Annotated in this window: 19 protein-coding genes and 1 pseudogene; 16 read left to right on the top strand and 4 right to left on the bottom strand. The window is 60.7% G+C overall.

Annotated elements, in window-relative coordinates:
- The first annotated feature begins 24 nt into the window (after positions 1-24).
- From IVB32_RS20415 to IVB32_RS20400, 4 genes and pseudogenes are all read left to right on the top strand, one after another.
- Positions 25-645, top strand: coding sequence for a TetR/AcrR family transcriptional regulator (locus IVB32_RS20415; protein WP_256466590.1), 621 nt, complete (start codon positions 25-27; stop codon positions 643-645).
- Positions 646-665: 20 nt separating this feature from the next.
- Positions 666-2987 carry a molybdopterin-dependent oxidoreductase gene (locus tag IVB32_RS20410; RefSeq protein WP_247411145.1) on the top strand — a complete coding sequence of 774 codons (2322 nt, stop codon included), beginning with the start codon at positions 666-668 and terminating at the stop codon, positions 2985-2987.
- 17 nt (positions 2988-3004) lie between these two features.
- Entirely contained in the window at positions 3005-3709 is a 705-nt protein-coding gene (locus IVB32_RS20405) for an SDR family NAD(P)-dependent oxidoreductase (RefSeq protein ID WP_247411143.1), read from the top strand.
- Between the two features lie 90 nt (positions 3710-3799).
- Positions 3800-4619 (top strand): annotated as a pseudogene (locus IVB32_RS20400) (enoyl-CoA hydratase-related protein).
- Between the two features lie 18 nt (positions 4620-4637).
- On the opposite strand, the gene IVB32_RS20395 reads toward IVB32_RS20400, so the two are convergent.
- Entirely contained in the window at positions 4638-5237 is a 600-nt protein-coding gene (locus IVB32_RS20395; RefSeq protein ID WP_247411141.1) for a TetR/AcrR family transcriptional regulator, read from the bottom strand.
- A gap of 201 nt (positions 5238-5438) precedes the next feature.
- Between IVB32_RS20395 and IVB32_RS20390 the strand changes: the two genes are divergently transcribed.
- The 5 genes from IVB32_RS20390 (at position 5439) to IVB32_RS20370 (ending at position 10092) form a co-directional block, all read left to right on the top strand.
- Positions 5439-6266: an oxidoreductase gene (locus IVB32_RS20390; protein WP_247411137.1), complete on the top strand. Its 828-nt coding sequence runs from the start codon at positions 5439-5441 to the stop codon at positions 6264-6266.
- A 100-nt stretch (positions 6267-6366) separates the two neighbouring features.
- Positions 6367-7230, top strand: a complete 864-nt coding sequence (locus IVB32_RS20385; protein ID WP_247411135.1) for an alpha/beta hydrolase — start codon at positions 6367-6369, stop codon at positions 7228-7230.
- 34 nt (positions 7231-7264) lie between these two features.
- Entirely contained in the window at positions 7265-8269 is a 1005-nt protein-coding gene (locus IVB32_RS20380; RefSeq protein WP_247411134.1) for an NADP-dependent oxidoreductase, read from the top strand.
- A gap of 68 nt (positions 8270-8337) precedes the next feature.
- The gene (locus tag IVB32_RS20375; RefSeq protein WP_247411133.1) at positions 8338-9126 is read left to right on the top strand and encodes an SDR family oxidoreductase; all 789 of its coding nucleotides are present in this window, start codon (positions 8338-8340) and stop codon (positions 9124-9126) included.
- 186 nt (positions 9127-9312) lie between these two features.
- Positions 9313-10092 (top strand): SDR family oxidoreductase, encoded by a 780-nt coding sequence (locus IVB32_RS20370; RefSeq protein WP_247411132.1) that lies wholly within the window; start codon positions 9313-9315, stop codon positions 10090-10092.
- Between the two features lie 76 nt (positions 10093-10168).
- Here the strand turns inward: IVB32_RS20370 and IVB32_RS20365 are convergent, their stop codons facing one another.
- The 3 genes from IVB32_RS20365 to IVB32_RS20355 form a co-directional block, all read right to left on the bottom strand.
- Entirely contained in the window at positions 10169-10639 is a 471-nt protein-coding gene (locus IVB32_RS20365) for a MarR family transcriptional regulator (protein ID WP_247411131.1), read from the bottom strand.
- A gap of 134 nt (positions 10640-10773) precedes the next feature.
- Complete coding sequence (locus IVB32_RS20360; RefSeq protein ID WP_247411130.1) at positions 10774-11577, bottom strand: SDR family oxidoreductase; 804 nt, start codon at positions 11575-11577, stop codon at positions 10774-10776.
- A gap of 235 nt (positions 11578-11812) precedes the next feature.
- Positions 11813-12166 (bottom strand): winged helix-turn-helix transcriptional regulator, encoded by a 354-nt coding sequence (locus IVB32_RS20355; protein WP_346731102.1) that lies wholly within the window; start codon positions 12164-12166, stop codon positions 11813-11815.
- Positions 12167-12584: 418 nt separating this feature from the next.
- Between IVB32_RS20355 and IVB32_RS20350 the strand changes: the two genes are divergently transcribed.
- The 7 genes from IVB32_RS20350 (at position 12585) to IVB32_RS20320 (ending at position 21347) form a co-directional block, all read left to right on the top strand.
- Positions 12585-13571 carry an MDR family oxidoreductase gene (locus tag IVB32_RS20350; RefSeq protein WP_247411120.1) on the top strand — a complete coding sequence of 329 codons (987 nt, stop codon included), beginning with the start codon at positions 12585-12587 and terminating at the stop codon, positions 13569-13571.
- Positions 13572-13703: 132 nt separating this feature from the next.
- Positions 13704-14813, top strand: a complete 1110-nt coding sequence (locus IVB32_RS20345; RefSeq protein WP_247411117.1) for an alkene reductase — start codon at positions 13704-13706, stop codon at positions 14811-14813.
- Positions 14814-14818: 5 nt separating this feature from the next.
- Positions 14819-15814, top strand: coding sequence for an NADPH:quinone oxidoreductase family protein (locus IVB32_RS20340; RefSeq protein WP_247411114.1), 996 nt, complete (start codon positions 14819-14821; stop codon positions 15812-15814).
- A gap of 501 nt (positions 15815-16315) precedes the next feature.
- Complete coding sequence (locus tag IVB32_RS20335) at positions 16316-17911, top strand: AMP-binding protein (RefSeq protein WP_247411111.1); 1596 nt, start codon at positions 16316-16318, stop codon at positions 17909-17911.
- Positions 17912-18004: 93 nt separating this feature from the next.
- Complete coding sequence (locus tag IVB32_RS20330) at positions 18005-19204, top strand: ABC transporter substrate-binding protein (RefSeq protein WP_247411107.1); 1200 nt, start codon at positions 18005-18007, stop codon at positions 19202-19204.
- Positions 19205-19274: 70 nt separating this feature from the next.
- The gene (locus IVB32_RS20325; RefSeq protein WP_247411104.1) at positions 19275-20375 is read left to right on the top strand and encodes an NADH:flavin oxidoreductase; all 1101 of its coding nucleotides are present in this window, start codon (positions 19275-19277) and stop codon (positions 20373-20375) included.
- A 180-nt stretch (positions 20376-20555) separates the two neighbouring features.
- On the top strand, positions 20556-21347 hold the full coding sequence (locus IVB32_RS20320) for a crotonase/enoyl-CoA hydratase family protein (RefSeq protein ID WP_247411102.1): 792 nt from the start codon (positions 20556-20558) through the stop codon (positions 21345-21347).
- The last annotated feature ends 20 nt before the right edge of the window (positions 21348-21367 follow it).

Below are 21367 nucleotides of genomic sequence, written 5' to 3'. Positions count from 1 at the left end.
CTTGGGAGCTTGCACGGGGTGGCGATGCGTTACGGAGACAACCACAGGCGTCGGACGCACCGTCGGATAGTCGAAAATGCCTCTTACGGTTTACGCCAGAAAGGCGCCAAAGGGCTTAGCGTTATCGACTTGATGAAGCTTGCGGGTCTGACGCATGGCGGCTTCTATAACCATTTCGAATCTCGTGAAGCGCTCGTTGGCGAGGCAATAGCCTTCGCAATGGACCAGACCACCGAGCGTTGGAAAAAGCTGACCAACGACAAGGCCAATGGCGAACGCTTCGAGACGCTAATTGCCGACTATCTTAGTCCCCGGCATCGAGACAATCCCAAACACGGTTGCGCACTTCCAATCCTGGCTGTCGATGTCGCTCGAGCGAGCTCGAGCGAGCAGCAGGCCCTGGCCTCCAAGCTGGAGAAGATGATCGATGTCTTTGCCGAGCTGCTTCCCGACGAGCCACCTCGGCAGGCCCGCCAAATCGCAACCGGCGCCATCGCGACCATGGTTGGATCGATCGTACTGTCGCGTGCCGTTGGCGCCGGGAAGCTTTCCGACGGCATTCTCGCTGCGGGACGAACGACTGTGGGCGGCCGGATTCGGAAGCCCCGGGGTAAAACGACAAGGGTGATGCGCGGCGACAAATAACAAATGCTAGGGAGGTCAAGATGACGACCGGCAAGTGGCTCAAGACGGCCTGCAACCTGTGTTACATCAATTGCGGGATCGAAGTGCTGGTGGATGACGGGCGCCTGGAGAAGGTGCGGGGCGACCGTTCAAGCCCGAAATCGCAGGGCTATCTGTGCAACAAGGCGACCCGGATTCCGTATTATGCGCACCACAAGGATCGACTCACGACCCCGTTGCGTCGTCGCGCCGACGGCGGCTTTGATGAGATCGGGTGGGACGTGGCGATCGCCGAAATCGCCGAGCGGCTGCGTGATCTCGTCGACAGGCATGGCGGCAAGAGCATTGCCCTTTATGGCGGTGGCGGGCAGGGCAACCACGCCGGCGGCGCCTACGCCAGCGGATTATTGCGCGCGCTGGGTTCGCGCAGCGTCTTCAACGCACTTTCGCAGGAGAAAACCGGCGACTTCTGGGTCAATGGCCATATGTTTGGCAGCCAGACATGCCACACCGCCGAAGACGTCCATCATTGCGATCTCCTGCTTGTCATCGGTGCAAATCCCTGGATCGCGCACGGCTTTCCGAATGCGCGCGACCACCTCAATCAAATCCGCAAGGATCCCGCACGCAAGCTGATCGTTATCGATCCCAGGCGAACCGAAACCGCCGAAATGGCGGATCTGCATCTCGCGGTTCGTCCCGGTGCCGATGCGTTTCTCCTTGGCGCACTTCTGGCCACGCTTGTCCGTTCCGACCGGATCGACCATGCCTTCATTGAGGAGCACACGATCGGCTTCGCGGAAGTGAGGCAGGCGCTGTTGGACATTCCGGTTGAAGAATGGGCTGCCGCAGCGGATATCTCGGTCGCGGATATCGAGCGTTGCGCCGCGATGATCGCTGCCGCCAAGGCCATGGTGGTGCGGGTCGAGCTTGGCATCCAGCAAGGCATCAACTCCACGCTCAACTCCTACCTCGAAAAACTCTTGATCATGCTTTCCGGCAATTTCGGCCGGAAAGGCACAAATCAATTGCATAGCTGGCTTCAGCCACTGTGGGGCAATTCACCGAACCAGACGTTCGCGCCGACCGGCGACGCGATTATTGGGGGCCTGTTACCTCCCAACATTTTCCCCGAAGCAGTGCTCAAGGAGCATCCTGACCGGTTGCGGTGCGCCTGGATCGACAGTTCCAATCCCGCCAATACCGCAGCAAACACCGAGGCGGTAGAACGCGCGCTGCGCTTGCTCGAGCTGTGCGTGGTAGTCGATGTTGCGATGACAGAAACCGCACGGCTCGCGCACTACGTCCTCCCTGCGTCATCGCAATACGAGAAGACCGAATTCACCCTGTTCAACTTCGAATTTCCGACCAATTTTTTTCACGTGCGCGCCGGCGTGTTGCCGCCGCTCGCGGGCACCTTGCCGGAGCCCGAGATCTACACGCGGCTTGCAATCGCCATGGGGCTTCTGCCAGGTGACAATGCGCTCGCACCCCTGCGCGAGGCGGCACGGCGCTCGCGACCTGAATTCGCCGCTGCCTTTCGTGCCTTCACTGCAGAAAATCCACGGGCCGTGGCTGCCCTTGTGCTCTATCACACGCTGGGGCAGACGCTTCCGGATGGCACGGCGGCCGCGGCTCCGTTGTGGGGTGCGGCACTGGCTTGCGCGAAACGAACACCGCAAGCGGTGCGGCGGGCGATCGGCGCATCGGACGATGTGGCGGATCATCAACTCGGCGATCTCCTGTTCGATACGATCGTGGCCGCCCGGCAGGGCACCGCCGTTACCCGCCACGACTATGACGAGGTCTGGTCATTGATCAGCCATTCGGATTGCAAGGTTCGGCTCGCTGTTCCGCAGATGCTGGAATGGCTGGCGCGTCTCGATCCGCAAGCCGCGGGCGCTCCAAAGGAGTTTCCATTCATGCTGGCGGCTGGTGGCCGGCGCATGTTCAATGCCAACCAGATCTTTCGCGATCCTGCGTGGCGTCGCGATGATCCGGATGGTGCCATGTTGATCAATCCGAATGATCTGGGCGAGTTGGGCGCGAAGGATGGTGATTGGATCGCCGTCGAGTCGGCTGTTGGTCGGCTCGTCGTGCGCTGCAAGGTCGATGACGCCATGCGGAGCGGCCAGTTGGCGCTGCCCCACGGCTACGGTCAGGCGTACCCCGCGCCGAACGGAGAACGCCTCATCAACGGGCCGCGCATCAATCTGCTCACCGAGAGCGGCAACCGCGATCCTATTGCGGGAACGCCTTACCACAAGAATGTCGCGGTCCGTCTGGCCCTGGTGTCCGCGCATGAGGCTGCCTCCCATCAGTCGCAGTCCGAGCGAATTCATATGAGAGCGGCCGGACAATAGCTCGAAGGGAGCGTTAAATGACCGATAAGCCAATCGCGATCGTGACCGGGGTAGGACCGGGCACTGGAGCTGCCATCGTTAAGCGCTTCTCTGCCGGCGGGTTTCGTATCATAGCGCTTGCTCGCTCAGCCGAGCTCATCAATCGCCTTGCGCAAGAACTTCCCGACGTGCACGCGGTGACCTGCGACGTCTCAGACGAGAGCCAGGTGCGGACGGTGGTCGCTGACGTCAAGCACCGTTTTGGCGCGGCCGAAGTTCTCATCCACAACGCGGTAGGAGGCGGCTGGGGGAGCTTTCGCGAGATCGATCCCAAGATGCTGAAGGGCAATTTCGACGTCAACGTGATGGGCTTGTTGTACCTGGCACGCGAGGTGGCTCCTGACATGATCAATCGGGGCAAGGGCGCAATCCTGGTGACCGGAAACACGTCTTCAATCCGTGGCAAGGCCAATTTCGCCGGCTTCGCTCCGACAAAGGCGGCGCAGCGCATTTTGGCCGAGTCGATCGCACGTGACATGGGACCGCTCGGCGTGCACGTCGCCTACGTTCTCATCGACGCGGTGATCGACACGCCCCGGATGCGCAGTCGGATGAGCGACAAGCCGGATGAATTCTTCATCAAGCCCGCTGCGATCGCCGAAGAACTGTTTCATCTCTACGGTCAGGACCGATCAGCCTGGTCATTCCTCACGGAACTGCGGCCCTTCCGCGAAAATTGGTGACGCCTAGAGCAGGAAACATATTCGTTGTCAGATAGCGCGCTTGCGCGTGGCAGTGAGTTCTCCAAAGACAGGACTTGGGAGGTCAAGACCATGGCTGATGGGGCAATCTCGATTGATACAGGGACGGACGAACTGCTGTGTGCGATTCGCGATCGCGTCGCCGTGATCACCTTGAACCGACCCGAGGCACGAAATTCGTTGTCCGACCATCTCACACCGGCGTTGCGCCGGATGATCAAGCGCAACGGTGACGATCCCGACGTCGGAGCGCTGCTGATTACGGGGGCCGGCACCGCTTTCTGTTCGGGAGGCGACGTCAAAGGAATGGGCGCCAGCTCCGCTGCGCCGGCCATGTCTTTCAACGACAAGGTTGCGCGATTAAGGGAACGTCAGCGAACCCTGACCGGCGTGCTTGTCTCGGTGCGTAAACCCACCATCGCAGCCCTGCCGGGACCGGCGGCCGGCGCTGGCTTGCGATCGCGCTCTCCTGCGACATTCGAATCGCGGCCGAATCCGCCATTATGACGACCGGCTATGCGCGGATTGCGCTCACCGGCGATTACGGCATTTCGTGGTTGTTGACCCGACTGGCCGGAACGGCGCGTGCCCGCGAACTGACGTTGTTGTCCGAACGGATTGATGCGCGTCGCTGCGAAACAATAGGGCTCATAAATCGCGTGGTGCCTGATTCCGAACTGCAAAGCGAAGCATTCGGGATAGCGAGGAGATTGGCGAACGGTCCGGCGGCGCCTATGCTTCCATCAAGGACAATCTCGACCTGGCGCTGTCGGCTGACTTCCTGACCTCATTGGATCACGAGGCCGAGAGGATGGTCGCTGCGGCGAGTACCGCGCAGCACACCGAAGCCGTGCGGGCCTTCATCGAGAAACGTGTTCCCAATTACAGATGAAACTAATGCCGCGTCGCATCAGTCCTCGTTCGATTTGCTCTCCGGTGATGGTCCGGCGATATCCTCAACCACGGCGGCAATCAACGAATCCGCAAGACGGTCATCCGCAATCACCCGGGACAATATGACCGCGCCAACCATCTCCGAGAGGATGGCCGCGGGATGTCTCCCGCCGGCGGACCTTGGGGGCGCGGAAGATAGCTGCGCGATCTGCTCGAGATAGAATTGGATCGCCGTGGTGAAGACGGCGCGGAGAGCGGGATCGTCGCGACGCGCCGCGTCTGCGGCCAATGCCGGCAGAATGCAGCCGGAACCTGGATCATCGCGGTGCGCCGATGACACGTAGCGCTCGACGAGTGTGCGAAACGGATCTGGAGGCTGTTCGGCCAGTCCAGCCTTCAGCAACGCTGTCGTGTCCGCGATCACATGTTCGCCGGCCTTGACCGCCAGATCATCCTTCGAAGCGAAGTTGCGATAAAAGCCGCCATGAGTGAGCCCGGCTGCTTTCATGATGTCGGCAACGCCGATCCCGTCGAAACCATGCTGACGCAGCAGGCGCGCCGCAGTCTCGATGATCTGCTCGCGGTTCTCCGCCGCCTTTTCTCGCGACACCCTCATGTTTTTCTTACTCCGTTGGTCGCGGCACCGCCCCTGCGTCTGACGGTCCTATCCACGGCCGAGCCTTCTCAGATTCGCAAAAAATGCGCTTGACATTTTTGATGACGTCCATCATCTATCATCTTAGATGACGGTTGTCATCAAAAATATGAAGAACAGTCGCGCATTGCTCGACGGCCTGGGTCACAAAGAGGTAATATAATGCCGATTTCGAAGGCGCAATCGCGCCAGAAGACCGCGTTCCTCACCGGCGCGTCGGGTGGCATCGGCAGGGCTGCTGCCGTCGCGCTGACGAATGCCGGTTACCGCGTGATTGGAACCAGTCGGCGCGCCGACCCCGATGCGGTGCGCGACGGGATCCGGATGATTGCGTGCGATGTGACGTCGGATGAATCCGTTGCCGCAGCCGTAGCTCGGGCGCATGCCGAACTCGGGCAGATCGATCTGTTAGTCAACAATGCCGGGGTCGGGCTAACCGGCGCGGCGGAAGAGAGTTCGATCGCACAAGTCCGCTCGTTGTTCGAGACCAATTTTCACGGCATCGTCCGGGTGGCCAATGCCGTGCTGCCGATCATGCGAGGGCAACGTGACGGACGGATTCTCAATGTCGGTTCCGCGGGTGGGCTCGCTCCAATGCCCTACATGGCCTACTATTCGGCGACCAAGCATGCGCTCGAGGGTTATTCCGAATCGCTCGATCACGAGGTGCGCGAGTTCGGTGTGCGTGTCGCAGTCATCGAACCCGCCGCTACTCGGACGTCGTTTGAATCCAGTACTGTGAACGCCGATAGGCCGCTCAACGCTTACGACGCAACCCGCGCGAAGTATCTTGTGGCATTTGAGCGCGCGATGGCGATTGCGGACACCGCTGAAAGCGTGGCGGAGACCATTGTGCTGGCAGCGCACGATAAGACGCCGCGCCTGCGTTACGCCTCCGGCAAGGCCGGGCGCCAGATTGCATTCGCACGCCGCTTTCTTCCTCGGTCTCTCTTCGACAAGATTGTGCGTAAGCAATTCGGATTGGCGTGATCGGCCCGTGTACTGGCGCGCAAAAAGAGAGTCGGGTCATCCGGCCGAATATCTCTTCCATCTTGGGATTTTCGGTCCGAGCCGGACAATGGAGAAAGCTATGACTAGTTCTGTTGCTAACCACGGGCAGGGGGGCCGCTACATCGATGCGCTTACTCTCTCCGTAAATGTCGGGGGAACCAGTTTCGTCTACCGCGACATCGGCCCCCGCAGCGGCGTGCCGCTCATTCTTCTCAATCATTGGGGCGCGGTTCTGGACAATTTCGATCCGCGGATTGTCGACGGCCTCGCCGGCAAACGTCGCGTGATCGCGATCAACTACCGCGGGATCGGCGCGTCGGGCGGAACTGCGCCTGTGACCATCGATGAAATGGCGCGGGATGCGATTGAACTGATCCGCGCGCTGGGCTTCGAAAAGGTCGATCTACTCGGCTTCTCTCTCGGCGGATTTGTGGCGCAGGATATTACGCTGAAAGCACCGGACCTCGTGCGAAAACTCATTCTGACCGGTACGGGCCCGGCGGGCGGCGAAGGCATCGACAAGGTGGGGCCAGTGTCGTGGCCGCTGATGATCAAGGGCTTGCTGACGCTGCGTGACCCGAGGTTCTATCTGTTCTTCACGTCCACGGTTAATGGTCGCCAAGCTGCACAAGCTTTTCTGAAACGGCTGAAGGAGCGCAAGGCGGACCGGGACAAAGGACCTTCACCGGAAGCCTTCTTGCGGCAACTCAAGGCGATCAAGAGCTGGGGTCAGCAGGCGCCTCAGGATCTCGGCAGTATCCGCATCCCGGTACTGATCGCGAATGGCGATAATGACATCATGGTGCCGACCGCAAACAGTATCGATATGGCGCGCCGTATCCCGGGCGCGCAACTCATTATCTACGAAGATGCTGGGCATGGTGGGATATTCCAGAACCACGCCGATTTCGTTCCGAAGGCCCTATCCTTCCTCGACGCCTGACGCCCCGACAATATTTCGAATTGGAGAAGCCATCATGAAGGCATTCGTTGTCGACAAATACAAAAAGAAAGGCGCTCTGCGCTTGGCCAATTTGCCGGAGCCGGAATTGCGGGACGATGATGTCCTGGTTCGGGTTCGTGCAACTGGCGTGAACCTTGTGGACTCCAAGGTCAGGGACGGAGAATTCAAGCTTCTACTGCCGTATCGTCCGCCTTTCATTCTGGGGCACGACGTTGCCGGGATCGTCGTCAGGGTTGGCCCTAAGGTGCGGCGATTCAAGGCGGGCGACGAGGTTTATGCACGGCCGCGCGATCATCGGGTCGGAACATTCGCGGAATTCATTGCCATGAATGAAGCGGACGTGGCGCTAAAGCCCAAGAATATCAGCATGGAAGAGGCCGCCTCCATCCCGCTGGTGGGGCTGACTGCCTGGCAGGCGCTGGTAGAGGTGGGCAAGTTGAAGCCCGGCCAGAAGGTCTTCATCCAGGCGGGCTCCGGCGGTGTGGGGACTTTTGCCGTCCAGCTCGCCAAGCATCTCGGTGCGATCGTGGCGACGACGACGAGCACGAAAAATGTCGCGCTGGTCAAAAGTCTCGGCGCAGACTTGGTGATTGACTACAAGACGCAGGATTTTGAGAAGATTCTATCGGGCTACGATCTGGTCCTGCACAGCCAGGACGCCAAGGCGCTTGAAAAATCTCTGCGCGTGTTGAAACCGGGGGGACTCCTCGTCTCGATCTCGGGGCCGCCCGACCCCGAATTCGCCAAGGAACAGGGATTGAACCCGTTCCTGAAACTGGTGATGCGCCTGTTGAGCCGCGGTGCGCGGAAGAAAGCCAAAAGCGTCGGTGTGCGCTTCTCGTTCCTGTTCATGCGTGCGCAGGGGCAGCAGCTGAGCGAAATCACGTCCTTGATCGAATCCAGCGCGATCCGTCCGGTCGTGGATAAAACTTTCCCGTTTGAAAAGACCGGCGATGCGCTCGTCTATGTCGAGACCGGGCGTGCGAAGGGCAAGGTCGTCATCACGGTCGCAGACTAGAATCCTCCGCGGCCTCGTCGGAATTGCGATGCCGCGCCATAGAGCTCCCTTTGAGAGAGAACAAGATCATGGCTGAAAATCCCACCGTCCTTATCACCGGAGCATCCTCAGGCATCGGGGCGACTTATGCAGACCGTTTCGGCCGCCGCGGACATGATCTCGTGCTGGTCGCCCGCGACAAGGAGCGAATGGAGGCTCTTGCTGCGCGGCTTCGCGACGAGACGGGGGTTGCTATCGACATCCTGCAGGCCGATCTCACCAACCCGGGTGAGCTTGCGATCGTGGAAACGCGGCTGCGTGACGACCGCCGCATTGGTGTCCTCGTCAACAATGCTGGAGCGGCTCTGGGTGGAAATTTCATCGCGCAAGCAGCCGACGATGTCGGACGTCTTGTCGCGCTGAACACGACCGCCGTCGTTCGCCTCGCCAGCGCCGTGGCGCCGCGGTTTGCAGAGACCGGTGAAGGTGCGATCGTCAATATTTCGTCAGTGGTTGGGCTTGCGCCGGAGTTCGGCATGTCGGTGTATGGCGCGACCAAGGCTTTCGTGACGTTTCTGTCCCAAGGGCTCAGCCTCGAGCTCGGCCCCAAGGGCGTCTATGTCCAGGCGGTGCTGCCCGCCGCGACACGCACCGAGATCTGGGAGCGTGCCAGCATCGACGTCAACACGCTTCCCGTGGTCATGGAGGTGGGAGAGCTGGTCGACGCTGCGCTGGTTGGCTTCGATCGCCGTGAACCCATCACCATCCCGCCACTCCACGACGCCGGGCTTTGGGACGCTTATCAGACGGCGCGGCAAACGATGCTTTCGGGCATTCGGCAGGAACATGCCGCTGCCCGCTATCAGGGGTCGCTCTGATTGCTCTCGATGCGAGCGGCGATACAAGCGTTCAACCCATCCTTGGGCTCTCATGCACTCGGCTCTCTCATCCAATTCCTGGGCGAGTGAGCGGGGCGTCCTCTAGCGGGTGGCGCACTGAAGAAATAGATCTACAAAGTTGATGCCGGAAGCTTGCCGGCCACCAAAAACATCCGAGGGAGCAACATGACTCAATCCAACCGTGACGCCCAAACTTCCGTACAGGACGTTGCACTCATTGTCGGTGGCGGTCCGGGTATCAGCTCGAGTTGCGCCAGGCTGTTCGCGGAAAACGGCATGCGTGTCTGCGTCGCGGCCAGGAATCCCGAGAAAGCGGTCCTTGAGACCCTCGAGAAAACGCATGGCGTGCGTCGATACGCCTGCGATGCCAGCGAGCCGGCGGCCGTGGCGCAGCTGTTCGGAAATGTCGTTCAAGACATCGGGGCGCCGAGGCTTGTCGTGCATAACATCGATGGCCGGGTTCCCGGCATCTTCCGCAAGAGCGTTGTCGAAGCCGACCCGGTCATGGCGTTCGAAACACTTCGAAACTCGGCGTTCAGCGCGTTTCTGGTCGGTCAACAGGCAGCTCGACTCATGCTTGGAAACGAGCCTGACGCCAATGGCGCGAGAGGAACGATTATCTTCACGAACGCCGGCGCGGCGCTCAAAGGCTTCCCATCAAGTGGCGCCTTTGCAATGGCATGTCATGCCAAGTCCGGCATCGCGCAGAGCATGGCAAGAGAACTGATGCCGCAGGGGATCCACGTAGCGAATGTGCCGATCGACGCCGCGATCGGCTGGACCCAGGAGGACGGGACCCGCGCACACCGGCTGGCGGGAACAACCGTAGATGACAATATGGCTGACCCCAATCATATCGCGAAAACCTATCTGCAGCTTCATCGCCAGCATCGGTCGACCTGGGCATTCGAAGTCGTGCTCCGGCCATGGGTCGAGAAATGGTGATAGGCACTTGCTTCGCTTCGGACCTACGTAGCGCCGGCTGACATAGACCGAACTGTCTCAGACTGCCGCTTTCGTCTTAGGCTTGTTTCGTCTTAGGCTTGCGCGGCGGAATCCTAAGCTCGGCGGACAGATCGAACGTCTCCGCGGATATCTCATCCGCAAGTTCACGGAGCTGCGCCGTTTTCGCGCTTCCCATGACCTTTTCGACGTGACGGTTGGCGACCGCCCAGTGCTCTACCGCCTTCCCCAAGCGCGTTCGTCCTTTCGATGTCAGCAGCGCATGCTTCATGCGCGCGTCGAGCGAGTCCTGGATCAGCTCGACCAGCCCGTCGCGGACCAACGGGGTCAGAGCATGCGTGATGCCGGACACGCGCAGAGACGCCTGGGATGCGAGCTCCTGAAGCGTCGGCCCCGGAGTATCGCCTCGCTTCGTGGGCAAAGTCATCGCATCGATCTGCGCCAGCAGGCTGACCTGTGTTCCGCGCAGTCCGGTCGGAGCCAATGCTTCGTCGTAGAGTTGACCGAGGCGGCGCGACGCGCGCCGCAACGCCGTGTTCGTGCAGGCGACCTGCTGGACGGCCGCCAGCGCTTCGCTGACGTCCGGCCTGCTGGTCGACTTCCTGCTTATCGTTCCCATGATACCTAAATGGCCTTTTGCCGCGGTCGAGGCAAGAGGACCTCTCAGTTCACGCCGTAACGGGACGCAGGTTGTCCCGTTTGCGAGGCTGCGACAAGGCCGCTGCGAGCGGCGTCATAGGCCTCCCACAAGCGCGCATCGTCGACGGAGGGAAGCGTGATGGCTTCGCCGCGATCATATCCAGCGAGCGATGCGTCGACCATGTTTTCCGCCGTCATGATCGAGGACTGGTTCAACTGCGACAGCGGAACGCCGGCGATGTCCCAAAGCTCGGTCGATGTTGTGGCTGGCATCACAAGTTGAACCTTGACCCCGGTGCCAGCCAATTCCGCCTGGAGGCCGCGGCTGAAATTGAGGACATAACCCTTGGTGCCGCTGTAGACGCTGCTGATCGGCAGCGAATGCAGTGAAAGCACCGAAGCGACGTTGACGATCGAACCGGAATTCTTTTCCAAGAAATTCGGAAGTACCGCCTGCGTAAGCCGCGTCAGCGCGGTGATGTTCAAAGCGATCATCGACGCTGCGTCGTCGGTCGAGGTGGCAGACATCGGCGCCAGCTTCGCGCTGCCGGCATTGTTGACAAGCATGGTGATCCGCTTTTCCGCCGCCAAATGCTTCTCGACCCGAGAGAGATCTCCGGAATCGGTGAGATCCGCCGCGACGATTGTGACCGTCGTGCCGTGTTTTTCCTGAACTTCCTTGGAAAGCGCCGCCAGGCGGTCGGCTCTGCGTGCGACGAGGATGAGATCGAAGCCGCGGGCGGCCAGACGTCGCGCATATACGGCCCCGATCCCGGCCGAAGCTCCCGTCACGACCGCGACGGGCTTGTTCGATGAATTCTCCGACATAAACCAAGCTCCATTTGATGAGTACTCAAGTAAATAGGGTTGTCTGGTCCGTGCGCAAGACGTGTCCTAAATTTTCGTGAACCGCCTAACAAATGCAGGATCGTCTTGGGATCAGACCCCACGATCAGAACACCGCCTGGATCAGAGATGTGCTGATTTTCAACGACGTCCATCACCGTGCAGCCAAGGCCCGCGGGCGAGGGGGCGACCCGAAATGTTGGCCGTGGCTACGCTTTCAGGTGTGAGAGCACGCATCTGACGGCCGCGCGTCAGGCGTTTGGCGGTGCAGAGTAGTGCCTTCCATCGAATCTTCGTAGCTTTGGCCCCACTTCCGAAGCGAGAGGAGTATGGGGCTGAGGCTTTGGCCGAAGGGTGAGATTTCATATTCCACCTTCGGCGGAATTTGCGGATACACGTGACGCACGATGACGCCGTCGGCTTCCAATTCACGCAGCTGAAGGGTCAACATTCTCTGCGTGGCATTAGGGATGGCGCGGCACAGCTCCATGAACCGCTTCTTGCCGGCGAAAAGATGAAACAGGATCAGTGGCTTCCAGAGACCGCCGATGACGGACAGCGTCACACCCACGGCACATCCGCTTTTGGCGTCAAACCTTCTGGGGCGCACCGGATACCTCGCTAAGCCTGGCATGTTCATCGACGCGACAGCACAGGCGTTCAAAGCAATCATATCACATGATGATCGTACGACAATATGTATCGCCGCATCCGGCCAGTGCGCAGGATCGCTCCGATGAGCGGTTTCTTAACGTCGCGATCATGAGGTAGAGCGACACCTCCATAAGCTCCCCAGAGAGTGACCTTGCTCGCACTTTTGGGGCATCGCGCCCTGTAAAGCTTGCTCTATCGGCAGTACTTGGGAGACCGGCCTTGCGGCGCCGGATACGCACATAACTGATAGTACCCGCTTTAATTGTGCCTTCTTGAGCCAGGGGAGGCGCGCGCCTAGGTCCGTCGACAGCCAACACGGACCCAAGGATATTGCGATGACGTTCAAGGCACTGCTGGCGGCCAAGACGGGTGAGAAGATTTCCACCAGCCTGGTCGACATGACCGAACAGGATCTCATGCCTGGCGACGTTACGGTCGCGGTCGACTATTCAACCGTGAACTACAAGGATGCTATCGCCATTAGCGGACGCGGGGAGATCATTCGCCAGTTTCCCCTCATCCCCGGTATCGATTTGGCCGGAACGGTCGAGGCATCATCCTATCCCGGCATTGCAGTCGGAGGCCGCGTCGTCGTCAACGGCTGGGCGCTTAGCCAGTCCCATCATGGCGGATACGCCCAGAAGGCGCGGGTGAAGGGCGAATGGCTCGTGAAGATCCCGGCGCCATTTTCAACAAAGGATGCGATGGCGATCGGCACGGCGGGATATACGGCTATGCTGTCCGTGCTGGCACTCGAGCATGGTGGTCTCACGCCAAAGCGTGGCGACGTGCTGGTTACTGGCGCCAATGGCGGCGTCGGTTCGATCGCGATCGCGATATTGTCCGACCTCGGTTATCGCGTCGTTGCTTCCACGGGGCGTATCGAAGAAGCGGACTATCTGAGGGCGCTCGGCGCGGCTGAAGTCATCGATCGGCGAACGCTTTCGGAGCCAGGAGCCCCGGTCTCGCGCGAGCGTTGGGCTGGCGCGGTCGATTCCGTGGGCAGCCATACGCTGGTGAATGTGTTGGCGCAGACGCAGTATCGCGGAGTGGTCACAGCCTGCGGCCTGGCTCAGGGCGTGGACCTTCCCGGAACGGTCCTGCCCTTCATCCTGCGCAATATCACTCTTGCCGGGATCGACTCGGTCAATGCCCCGCAGGATGTCCGGATCGAGGCCTGGTCGCGCCTGGCGCGCGACCTGGATCTGGGCAAGCTGGCACGGACCACACAGGTCGTCGGCCTCGCAGCGGTTCCTGACATCGTGGGACGAATGTTCGCGGGAAAAGTCCAGGGCCGCACGGTCGTCGATGTCAACGCGTGATTGCCGCCGCGCATCGTCGACGATTACGCGGCACAGCTCAATTTGTCCAACAAGTTTCCAACTCAACCAGAACGTTACGAGAGTTTCTGCCAGCGATGGCAGGCTTAACCGTTCGCAAGCAAAGGATATCTCATGAGTTCAGCGCACCTCTTCGCCCCTCTAAAGCTTGGCCGCTACACACTCTCGCATCGTGTGGTGATGGCGCCCCTCACGCGCATGCGTGCGGCGGTCCCCGGCAATGTGCCGACGGATCTCGGCGCTGAGTATTATTCGCAGCGCGCGTCGGCTGGCGGTCTGATCGTTACCGAGGCCACGCAGGTCATGCCCTCCGGGCAAGGTTATCCGGCGACGCCCGGCATTCATTCGGCGGAACAGATCGCAGGATGGAAGAAGATCACGGATGCCGTGCACGCCAAGGGCGGCGTCATTTTCATGCAGCTTTGGCACGTTGGTCGCGTGTCCCATACCAGCTTCCAGCCGGACGGCGCGCTGCCGGTGGCTCCATCGGCGATTGCGCCTGCCGGAAAATCGTTCACGCCGTCGTTCCAGATGGTGCCATTCGAGATCCCCCGTGCACTTGAGATCGGAGAGATTCCCGGAATCATCGAGGCCTACCGTGAAGGCGCGCGCAACGCACTGGCTGCAGGATTTGACGGTGTCGAGCTGCACGGCGCAAATGGCTACCTGATCGAGCAGTTTCTTCACAGCAAGAGCAATCACCGTACGGACATTTATGGTGGCTCGGTTGAAAACCGGTCCCGTCTGCTGATGGAAGTGATGACCGCGCTGGTGGAGATCTGGGGCGCTGATCGCGTCGGCGTGCGGTTGTCGCCTTTCGGTACATTCAACGACGTCGGTGATGCGGACCCGATCGGACTCTACAGCCATCTTCTGAGCCGGCTGGCGCCTCTCAATATCGCGTACGTTCACATGGTTGAAGCCCGCGACACCGATGCCGGTGAAGCCGGCGCGCCGCTTGCGATCCATGATTTGCGTCGGTTCTGGCCTGGAACATTGATCCTCGCGGGCGGCTTCATCGGTCGGTCGGCCGACGCGGCGATCCGCGCCGGCCAGGGCGACGCCGTCGCTTTCGGGAGGCACTTCATCGCCAACCCGGATTTGCCGCGCCGTCTCCAACTCGGCGCTGCACTCAATCCTTACAATCGCGCGACGTTCGCAGGTGGCGGTGCCGCCGGTTACACCGATTATCCCTTCCTTGAAACGGCCGAGGCGGCGGAGTGAATCAAATGAAAGTTGCGCGATTGCACGAATACGGCGGTCCGGATGTCCTCGTTTACGAGGACGCTCCAAAGCCCGAACCGGCCGCGGGCGAAGTCTTGATCAAGGTTGAATCCGCGAGCGTCAACTTTGCCGACGTCGTTAGACGGAAGAACGATCCGTATCCGGCTCCCTCGCCACTTCCCTTTATTCCAGGCAGTGAGATCGCGGGTGTGGTCGAAGCGCTGGGCGAAGGTGTGACAACCATCCCGGTTGGAACGAAGGTTTTCGCTTCGCTAGAGAACGGCGGGGCCGGGGGCTACGCCCAATATGCGGTCGCCAAGGTCGGGAAGGTCATTCCACTGCCGGAAGGTCTGACACCGGATCAGGCTTGTTCGCTTGTGGTGGCCGGCATGACTGCGCTGCAAACGCTGACCGATTGCGCCCAATTGCAGCCGGGCGAAACCGTTCTGGTTCAGGCGGCCGGCGGCGGTGTCGGCACCTACGCGGTGCAACTTGCCAAGCTGCTCGGTGCCGGCAAGGTCATCGCTGCCGCCAGCACACCGGCCAAGCGTGAACTCGCTTTGAAACTCGGCGCTGATGCCGCGATCGACTACACCCAACCTGACTGGGCCAAAGAGGTGCGCGAACTCACCGGCGGCAAAGGTGTTGACGTGGTGCTTGAGGCAACCGGCGGCGACATCCTGACCCAAAGCATTCAGGCAATGGGGCCGTTCGGGCGCATCGTTGTGTTCGGCGTGTCGTCTGGCGAGCGCAAGCCGGTTAATCCCTACACGATGCTAGGCCTGAACCAGTCGTTGATTACGTATTATGTGGGCGGCTGGTTTCAGTGGCGGCCGCAACAGGCGGTTGCGGCCTTGCTGAAGCTGATCGGCTTTATCAAGTCCGGCAAAATCAACGTCCAGATCGGGCACGTTCTCCCCCTCAGCAAGGCTGCCGAAGCGCATCACATCCTCGCGGCGCGCGCCAGCGCGGGCAAGATCATTTTGAAGCCTTGGCCGTAGACCCGCTGCGCCTGCGCCGTAGACACGTTGGGTTGGGTGTCGATCTCCGATGCCGGCATCATTGCCCGCGCGGTGCTGCTCGTCGGCGGTGCAGGTTCATCCGGCGGCGTCTGGAACTTGGCGCGACCGCTTGCGCACGCGCAGAAGGCATTCTCGGCGGAAGGGCTGTCACGGGTCGGCGAACACCGAAGGTGCGAGCCAACGAGGAGCGTTCTGCCTCAAGTCGGTTTTCCGAGTGATCTAGCCGTTCCAACTATCAAGCAAATTGGCCATTCAATTCCGAATCAGAATGGTCTTTCTTGTCGGTCGATGCGCGCATCCATAGGAACATGCTAACGATTAAGATTGACAGTTCTATTTTGGAACGTTAAAAAGCCACCAGCTTTATCGCTCCTGCTATCGACCGCCGCAGGCGCGCGACATCTGATCGTAAAAAGGGAGCTCCTTAACCGCTCCCGAAAAAACAACGCGAAGCGAGAATTCGTCACAAGGGAGGACGGCATGAGGAGCGTGGACGACATCACTGCGGCCGAATTGCTGGATGGCCTGCCGTCCAGGGTGCACGAGGTCTACGCGCCGTTCGTGCGGGATATCCCGGATCACCCGGCCTTCGTGGAAGGCGGCCGTTCGTGGAGCTACCGGCAGTTCTCGGACGCTGTGGACGCTGCGGCGAAGGATCTCTCCGATCTCGGGATCAGACCCGGCGACCGCGTCATGATCGCCAGCGAGAACAGCGTGGCTCTGGGGGCGATGCTCTTCGCGGCAAGCAAGCTCGATGCATGGGGCATTGCGGTTAATCCTCGCCTGTCGCCCCGGGAGATCGACCTGATCGGGACCCACAGCGGTGCTCGACGCGTGCTGTTCAACTCGGCGCTTTCGAAGGAAGCGGCCGATCATGCCGTCCGCGTCGGTGCGAAAGTTGGCGCCGTTGGGCCATTCGGCGGAATCGGTGTTGGTCCTCTCAACGAGGATGCGAAGGCGGAGCCCGTCGAAAAAGATGGTGACCGGCAGGTCGCCGGTCTCTTGTACACTTCGGGCACGACCGGTGCACCGAAGGGAGTCATGCTGAGCCACCGCAACCTCCTCTTCACCGCCAAGACTTCGGGAGTCCTCCGCCAAAGCGGTCCGGCCGACCGCATCTACGGCGTGCTGCCGATGTCCCACATCGTCGGATATTCGATTCTGCTGATCGCCACGCTGATGCACGGCGCCACCTTGTATGTTGTGGCCAAGGCCGATCCGGCTGCACTGGCCCATGCCATCGCCGAGGAGGGAATTACGAGCCTGTTCGGTGTGCCCGCGACCTATCAGCGTCTGCTCGAACACAAGGCGGTCAAGGGCATTCCACGGCTCGAACGGGGCAGGCTGCGGACCATCGCTGTTGCCGGCGCTCCGCTCGACCTTGATCTGAAGAAGCGGATTGAGGACGAGTTCGGAATCCCGCTCCTGAACAACTATGGCATAACCGAATGTTCGCCGGGCCTGTCGGGTGTCCGTTCAGCGCACCCCGTCTCGGACGAGTCGGTCGGCCCGTTTCTTCCCGGTATCGAACACCGGATCGTGGACGGGCAGGGCAAGAACGTTGCCACCGGCGAAGTGGGCGAACTGCACGTCCGGGGCCCCAACGTGATGCTCGGCTATTATCGCGCTCCCGACCTGACGGCGGCGGCGATCGATCGTGAGGGGTGGTTCAACACAGGGGATCTCGCCCGGGTCAACGGCGAGGGACATCTCTACATCGCTGGCCGCACCAAGGAACTGATCATCCGCTCCGGCTTCAACGTTTACCCCGCCGAGGTAGAGGCGGTGTTGAATTCGCACGACCAGGTCGTCCAATCGGCAGTGGTGGGACGATCGGTTGACGGCAACGAGGAGGTCGTCGCGTTCGTGCAGCTGCTTCCCGGCGCCACCGTTAGCGCCGAAGACCTGAAGGCGTACACCGCCCAGCAGCTCACGTCGTACAAGCGTCCGACTGAATTGATCGTGCTCGATGCGTTACCCTCAGCCTCCACCGGCAAGATACTCAAACACAAGCTGCGAGAGATCGCGATCGCATCGGGGGCAGCGAAGGCGTCCGACGCGGTAGTCGCCGGCTGACAACCGTCGCGAGAAACGATGTCGGTCGCGGAGATCTCAGGAATTTGAACGAAGAGTGCGCGGCGCAACCGTCGCGGGACAGGGGAGATGTCGATGTTCACGAGGACTATCATGGCGGCCGCGATCGGCGCGGCGATCATCGGGGCACCCGCGCGCGCGGAAACGCCTGGCGTGACGAGCGCCGAAGTGAAGATAGGCGCTACGTTCCCGTTCAGCGGTCCCGCTTCGCCGCTCAGCAACACCGGAAAGGGCCTGATCGCCTACGTCAATTCGATCAACGATCGGGGCGGCATCAACGGCCGTAAGATCAACCTCATCACCTACGACGACGCTTACAGTCCGCCCAAGACGGTCGAGCAGACCCGCAAGCTTATCGAGAGCGACGAGGTGGCATTCCTGTTCGGCCCGCTCGGTACACCCGGCATCAGCGCCACCATCAAGTATGTCAACGCGAAGAAAGTGCCTCATCTGTTCGTGGTGAGCGGAGTGACCAAGTTCACGAACTTCGCTGAATTTCCCATGACGACGACGGGCTTGCCGAGCTATGACACGGAGGGACGCATCTACGCGAAATACATCACCCAATCCCGTCCGGACGCGAAGATAGCGATCCTGTATCAGAATGATGATCTGGGTAAGGACTTCGTCAATGCATTCAGAGGCTATCTGAAGGAAGGCTTCGATCAGAAAGTTGTGGTCTCCTCGTATGAGGTCACCGAGCCCACGATCGATTCCCATGTCGTGTCGCTGAAGGCGTCGGGCGCAGAGGCGTTCCTGGTCGCCGGTACGCCGAAGTTCGCGGCTCAGGCCATCAAGAAGGCCGATGAGATTGGTTGGAAGCCGCTGTTCCTGATCAACTTCGTCTCGAGCTCGGTCTCCTCGACCATCGTCCCCGCGGGACCGGAAAAGGCCGTAGGAATCGTCGCGGCAACGATTACCAAGGATCCGAACGACAAGAAGTGGGCCGACGACCCCGGGATCAAATGGTACCGCGAGCATTTCGCCAAATATCTGCCAGGTGCCGACATTGGCGATAACAATTATCTGTTCGGTACGCAGCAAGGACAGCTCCTGGAGCAAGTGCTCAAGCAGTGTGGTGACGATCTCTCGCGCGAGAACATCGTCAAGCAGTCGCGGAGCATACGCGGGCTGTCGCTCCCGACCCTCATACCGGGCGTTACCATCAGCACGGGTGCTGAAAGGAGCATGGCCTACACGCAGCTTCAACTGCAGCGCTGGACCGGCAGTTCGTGGGAGCAGTTCGGGGATGTACTCAGCGCCCAGGAAAGGTAAAGTTGCCATTTGAAGATGCGATGCGGGCGATCCGAACCCGCAAAGCTGCCAGCTGAATCATGGAGCACGAATGTCCAGCGACGTACTTTTCCGGCCTTTCAAGCTGAAAGGGCTGAACTTGCCGAACCGGGTCGTGATGGCGCCGATGACGCGCTCATTCTCTCCCGGCGGGATCGTGACCGAAGAGGTCGCGCAGTACTACCGCCGCCGCGCCGAAGGAAATGTGGGGTTCATTATTTCGGAGGGCACGGGTGTGGACCGTCCGGCATCCCTGAACGATCCGAAGGTTCCACGCTTTCACGGCGAAGAGGAGCTCGCGGCCTGGCGGCACGTGGTCGACGAGGTCCATGCCGCAGGCGGCCTGATGGCGCCGCAGCTCTGGCATGTTGGAGCCGTTCGCACGCGTGCGGAGAACTGGTCGCCTCCCGGCGCGTACGACAGCCCGTCCGGCCTGTCGCGACCGGAGAAGCAGTTCGGCGAGCCGATGAGCGAGGAAGATATCGCGGACGCCATTCGGGCCTTCGCCGATGCGGCGCTTGCGGCAAAGCGCCTGGGATTCGATGCGGTCGAACTGCACGGAGCGCACGGCTATCTTATCGATCAGTTCTTTTGGGACGGGACCAACCGCCGCGAGGATGCATATGGCGGCAAGGACCTGCCCGGCAGGGCGCGGTTCGCCGCCGATATCGTTCGTGCCGTGCGCCAGGCGGTCGGGGCTGAGCTTCCGATCGTGCTGCGGATCAGCCAGTGGAAGCAGCAGGACTACGCGGTGAAGCTGGCCGACACGCCCCGCGCGCTGGAAGCCTGGCTCAAGCCGCTGGTCGACGCAGGCGTCGACATTCTGCATTGCTCGCAACGTCGCTTCTGGGAGCCGGAGTTCGACGGGTCCGATCTCAATTTCGCGGGGTGGGCGAAGAAGGTCACGGGCGTTCCGACGATTACGGTCGGTTCGATCGGTCTGACCGGCGAGTTCATTGCCGCCTATGGTGGAGAGAGTTCGCGGCCGGCCTCGCTTGACGAGCTGATCCGGCGCCTCGAACGCGAGGAGTTCGATCTGGTCGCAGTCGGTCGGGCGTTGCTTCAGGATCCGCAGTGGCTCGTCAAGGTGCGTGACGGTCGGGCGGACGAATTGATGGCCTTCGAACGGGCCGCGTTCGGAGTCTTGAACTGAGCGACGAACGGATGCGAGGCTGCTTCATCGTGGTTGAATAACGGCTATCCAATTATTTTGTAGCCGACGTTTCGAGGACTATTCCAGACTGCCCGGCAAAGCTAATCGGCTGCGCGCCACTCGACCGGGTGGCCTGCGTGTCGTTGTGCGGTCGCCAGTAGCAATTGGGAGGCGAACAAAATGAGCGAGACGAAGACGCAAGTCGGCCAGGTCCGCACCGAGGTGCACGGGCATGTGTTCAAAATCATCATCGACAACGTGGCGAAGAAGAACTCCTTCAGTCCGCAAATGATGGCGCAGATGTCGGATGCGATGACGCTTCTCGACCGAACGGACGATTACTGGGTCGGGGTGCTCTGTGCGGAGGGCCCGGATTTCACGGCCGGCCTCGATATGCCGAAATTCTTCGGACCCAAAGCCGAGAATACGGAAATCAAGCCGGGCAACATCGATGCGTTCGCGCTGAAGAGCCGATGCCGCAAACCGATTGTGACGGCGGTACAGGGCATTTGCTTCACGATCGGCATCGAGATGATGCTGGCTGGCGACATTGTCGTGGCCGCCGACGACGCCCGGTTCTGCCAGATGGAATCCAAGCGCGGGATCGCACCGCTGGGTGGCGCCCACTTCAGATATCTGACGCGCGCAGGATGGGGGGATGCGATGTATCACCTGTTCTTGTGCGACGAGTTCAGTGCGGCGCGGGCGCACAAGATCGGGTTTGTTCAGGAAGTCGTCGCTCCCGGCCAGCAGATCGACCGCGCAATGGAAATTGCGAATCTGATCGCCAGAAATGCTCCGATCGGCATTCAGGTAACCAAAGAAGCCGCGCTGAAATATATCGAGGCCGACGAGAAAGCTGCGATCGATTACATCCCGAAGATCAAGGATCGCGTCTTCAGCAGCGAGGACATGAAAGAAGGCATCCAGTCGTTTGTGGAACGTCGCTCGGCAGTGTTCCGCGGGAAATAGAGACCCCGCGGAATCGCGCA

It is taken from the genome of Bradyrhizobium sp. 23, assembly GCF_023073295.1.
Taxonomy (GTDB): Bacteria; Pseudomonadota; Alphaproteobacteria; order Rhizobiales; family Xanthobacteraceae; genus Bradyrhizobium; species Bradyrhizobium canariense_D.
The sequence above is the reverse complement of the archived record's forward strand: the minus strand, read 5'-3'. Positions and strand labels throughout refer to the sequence as shown.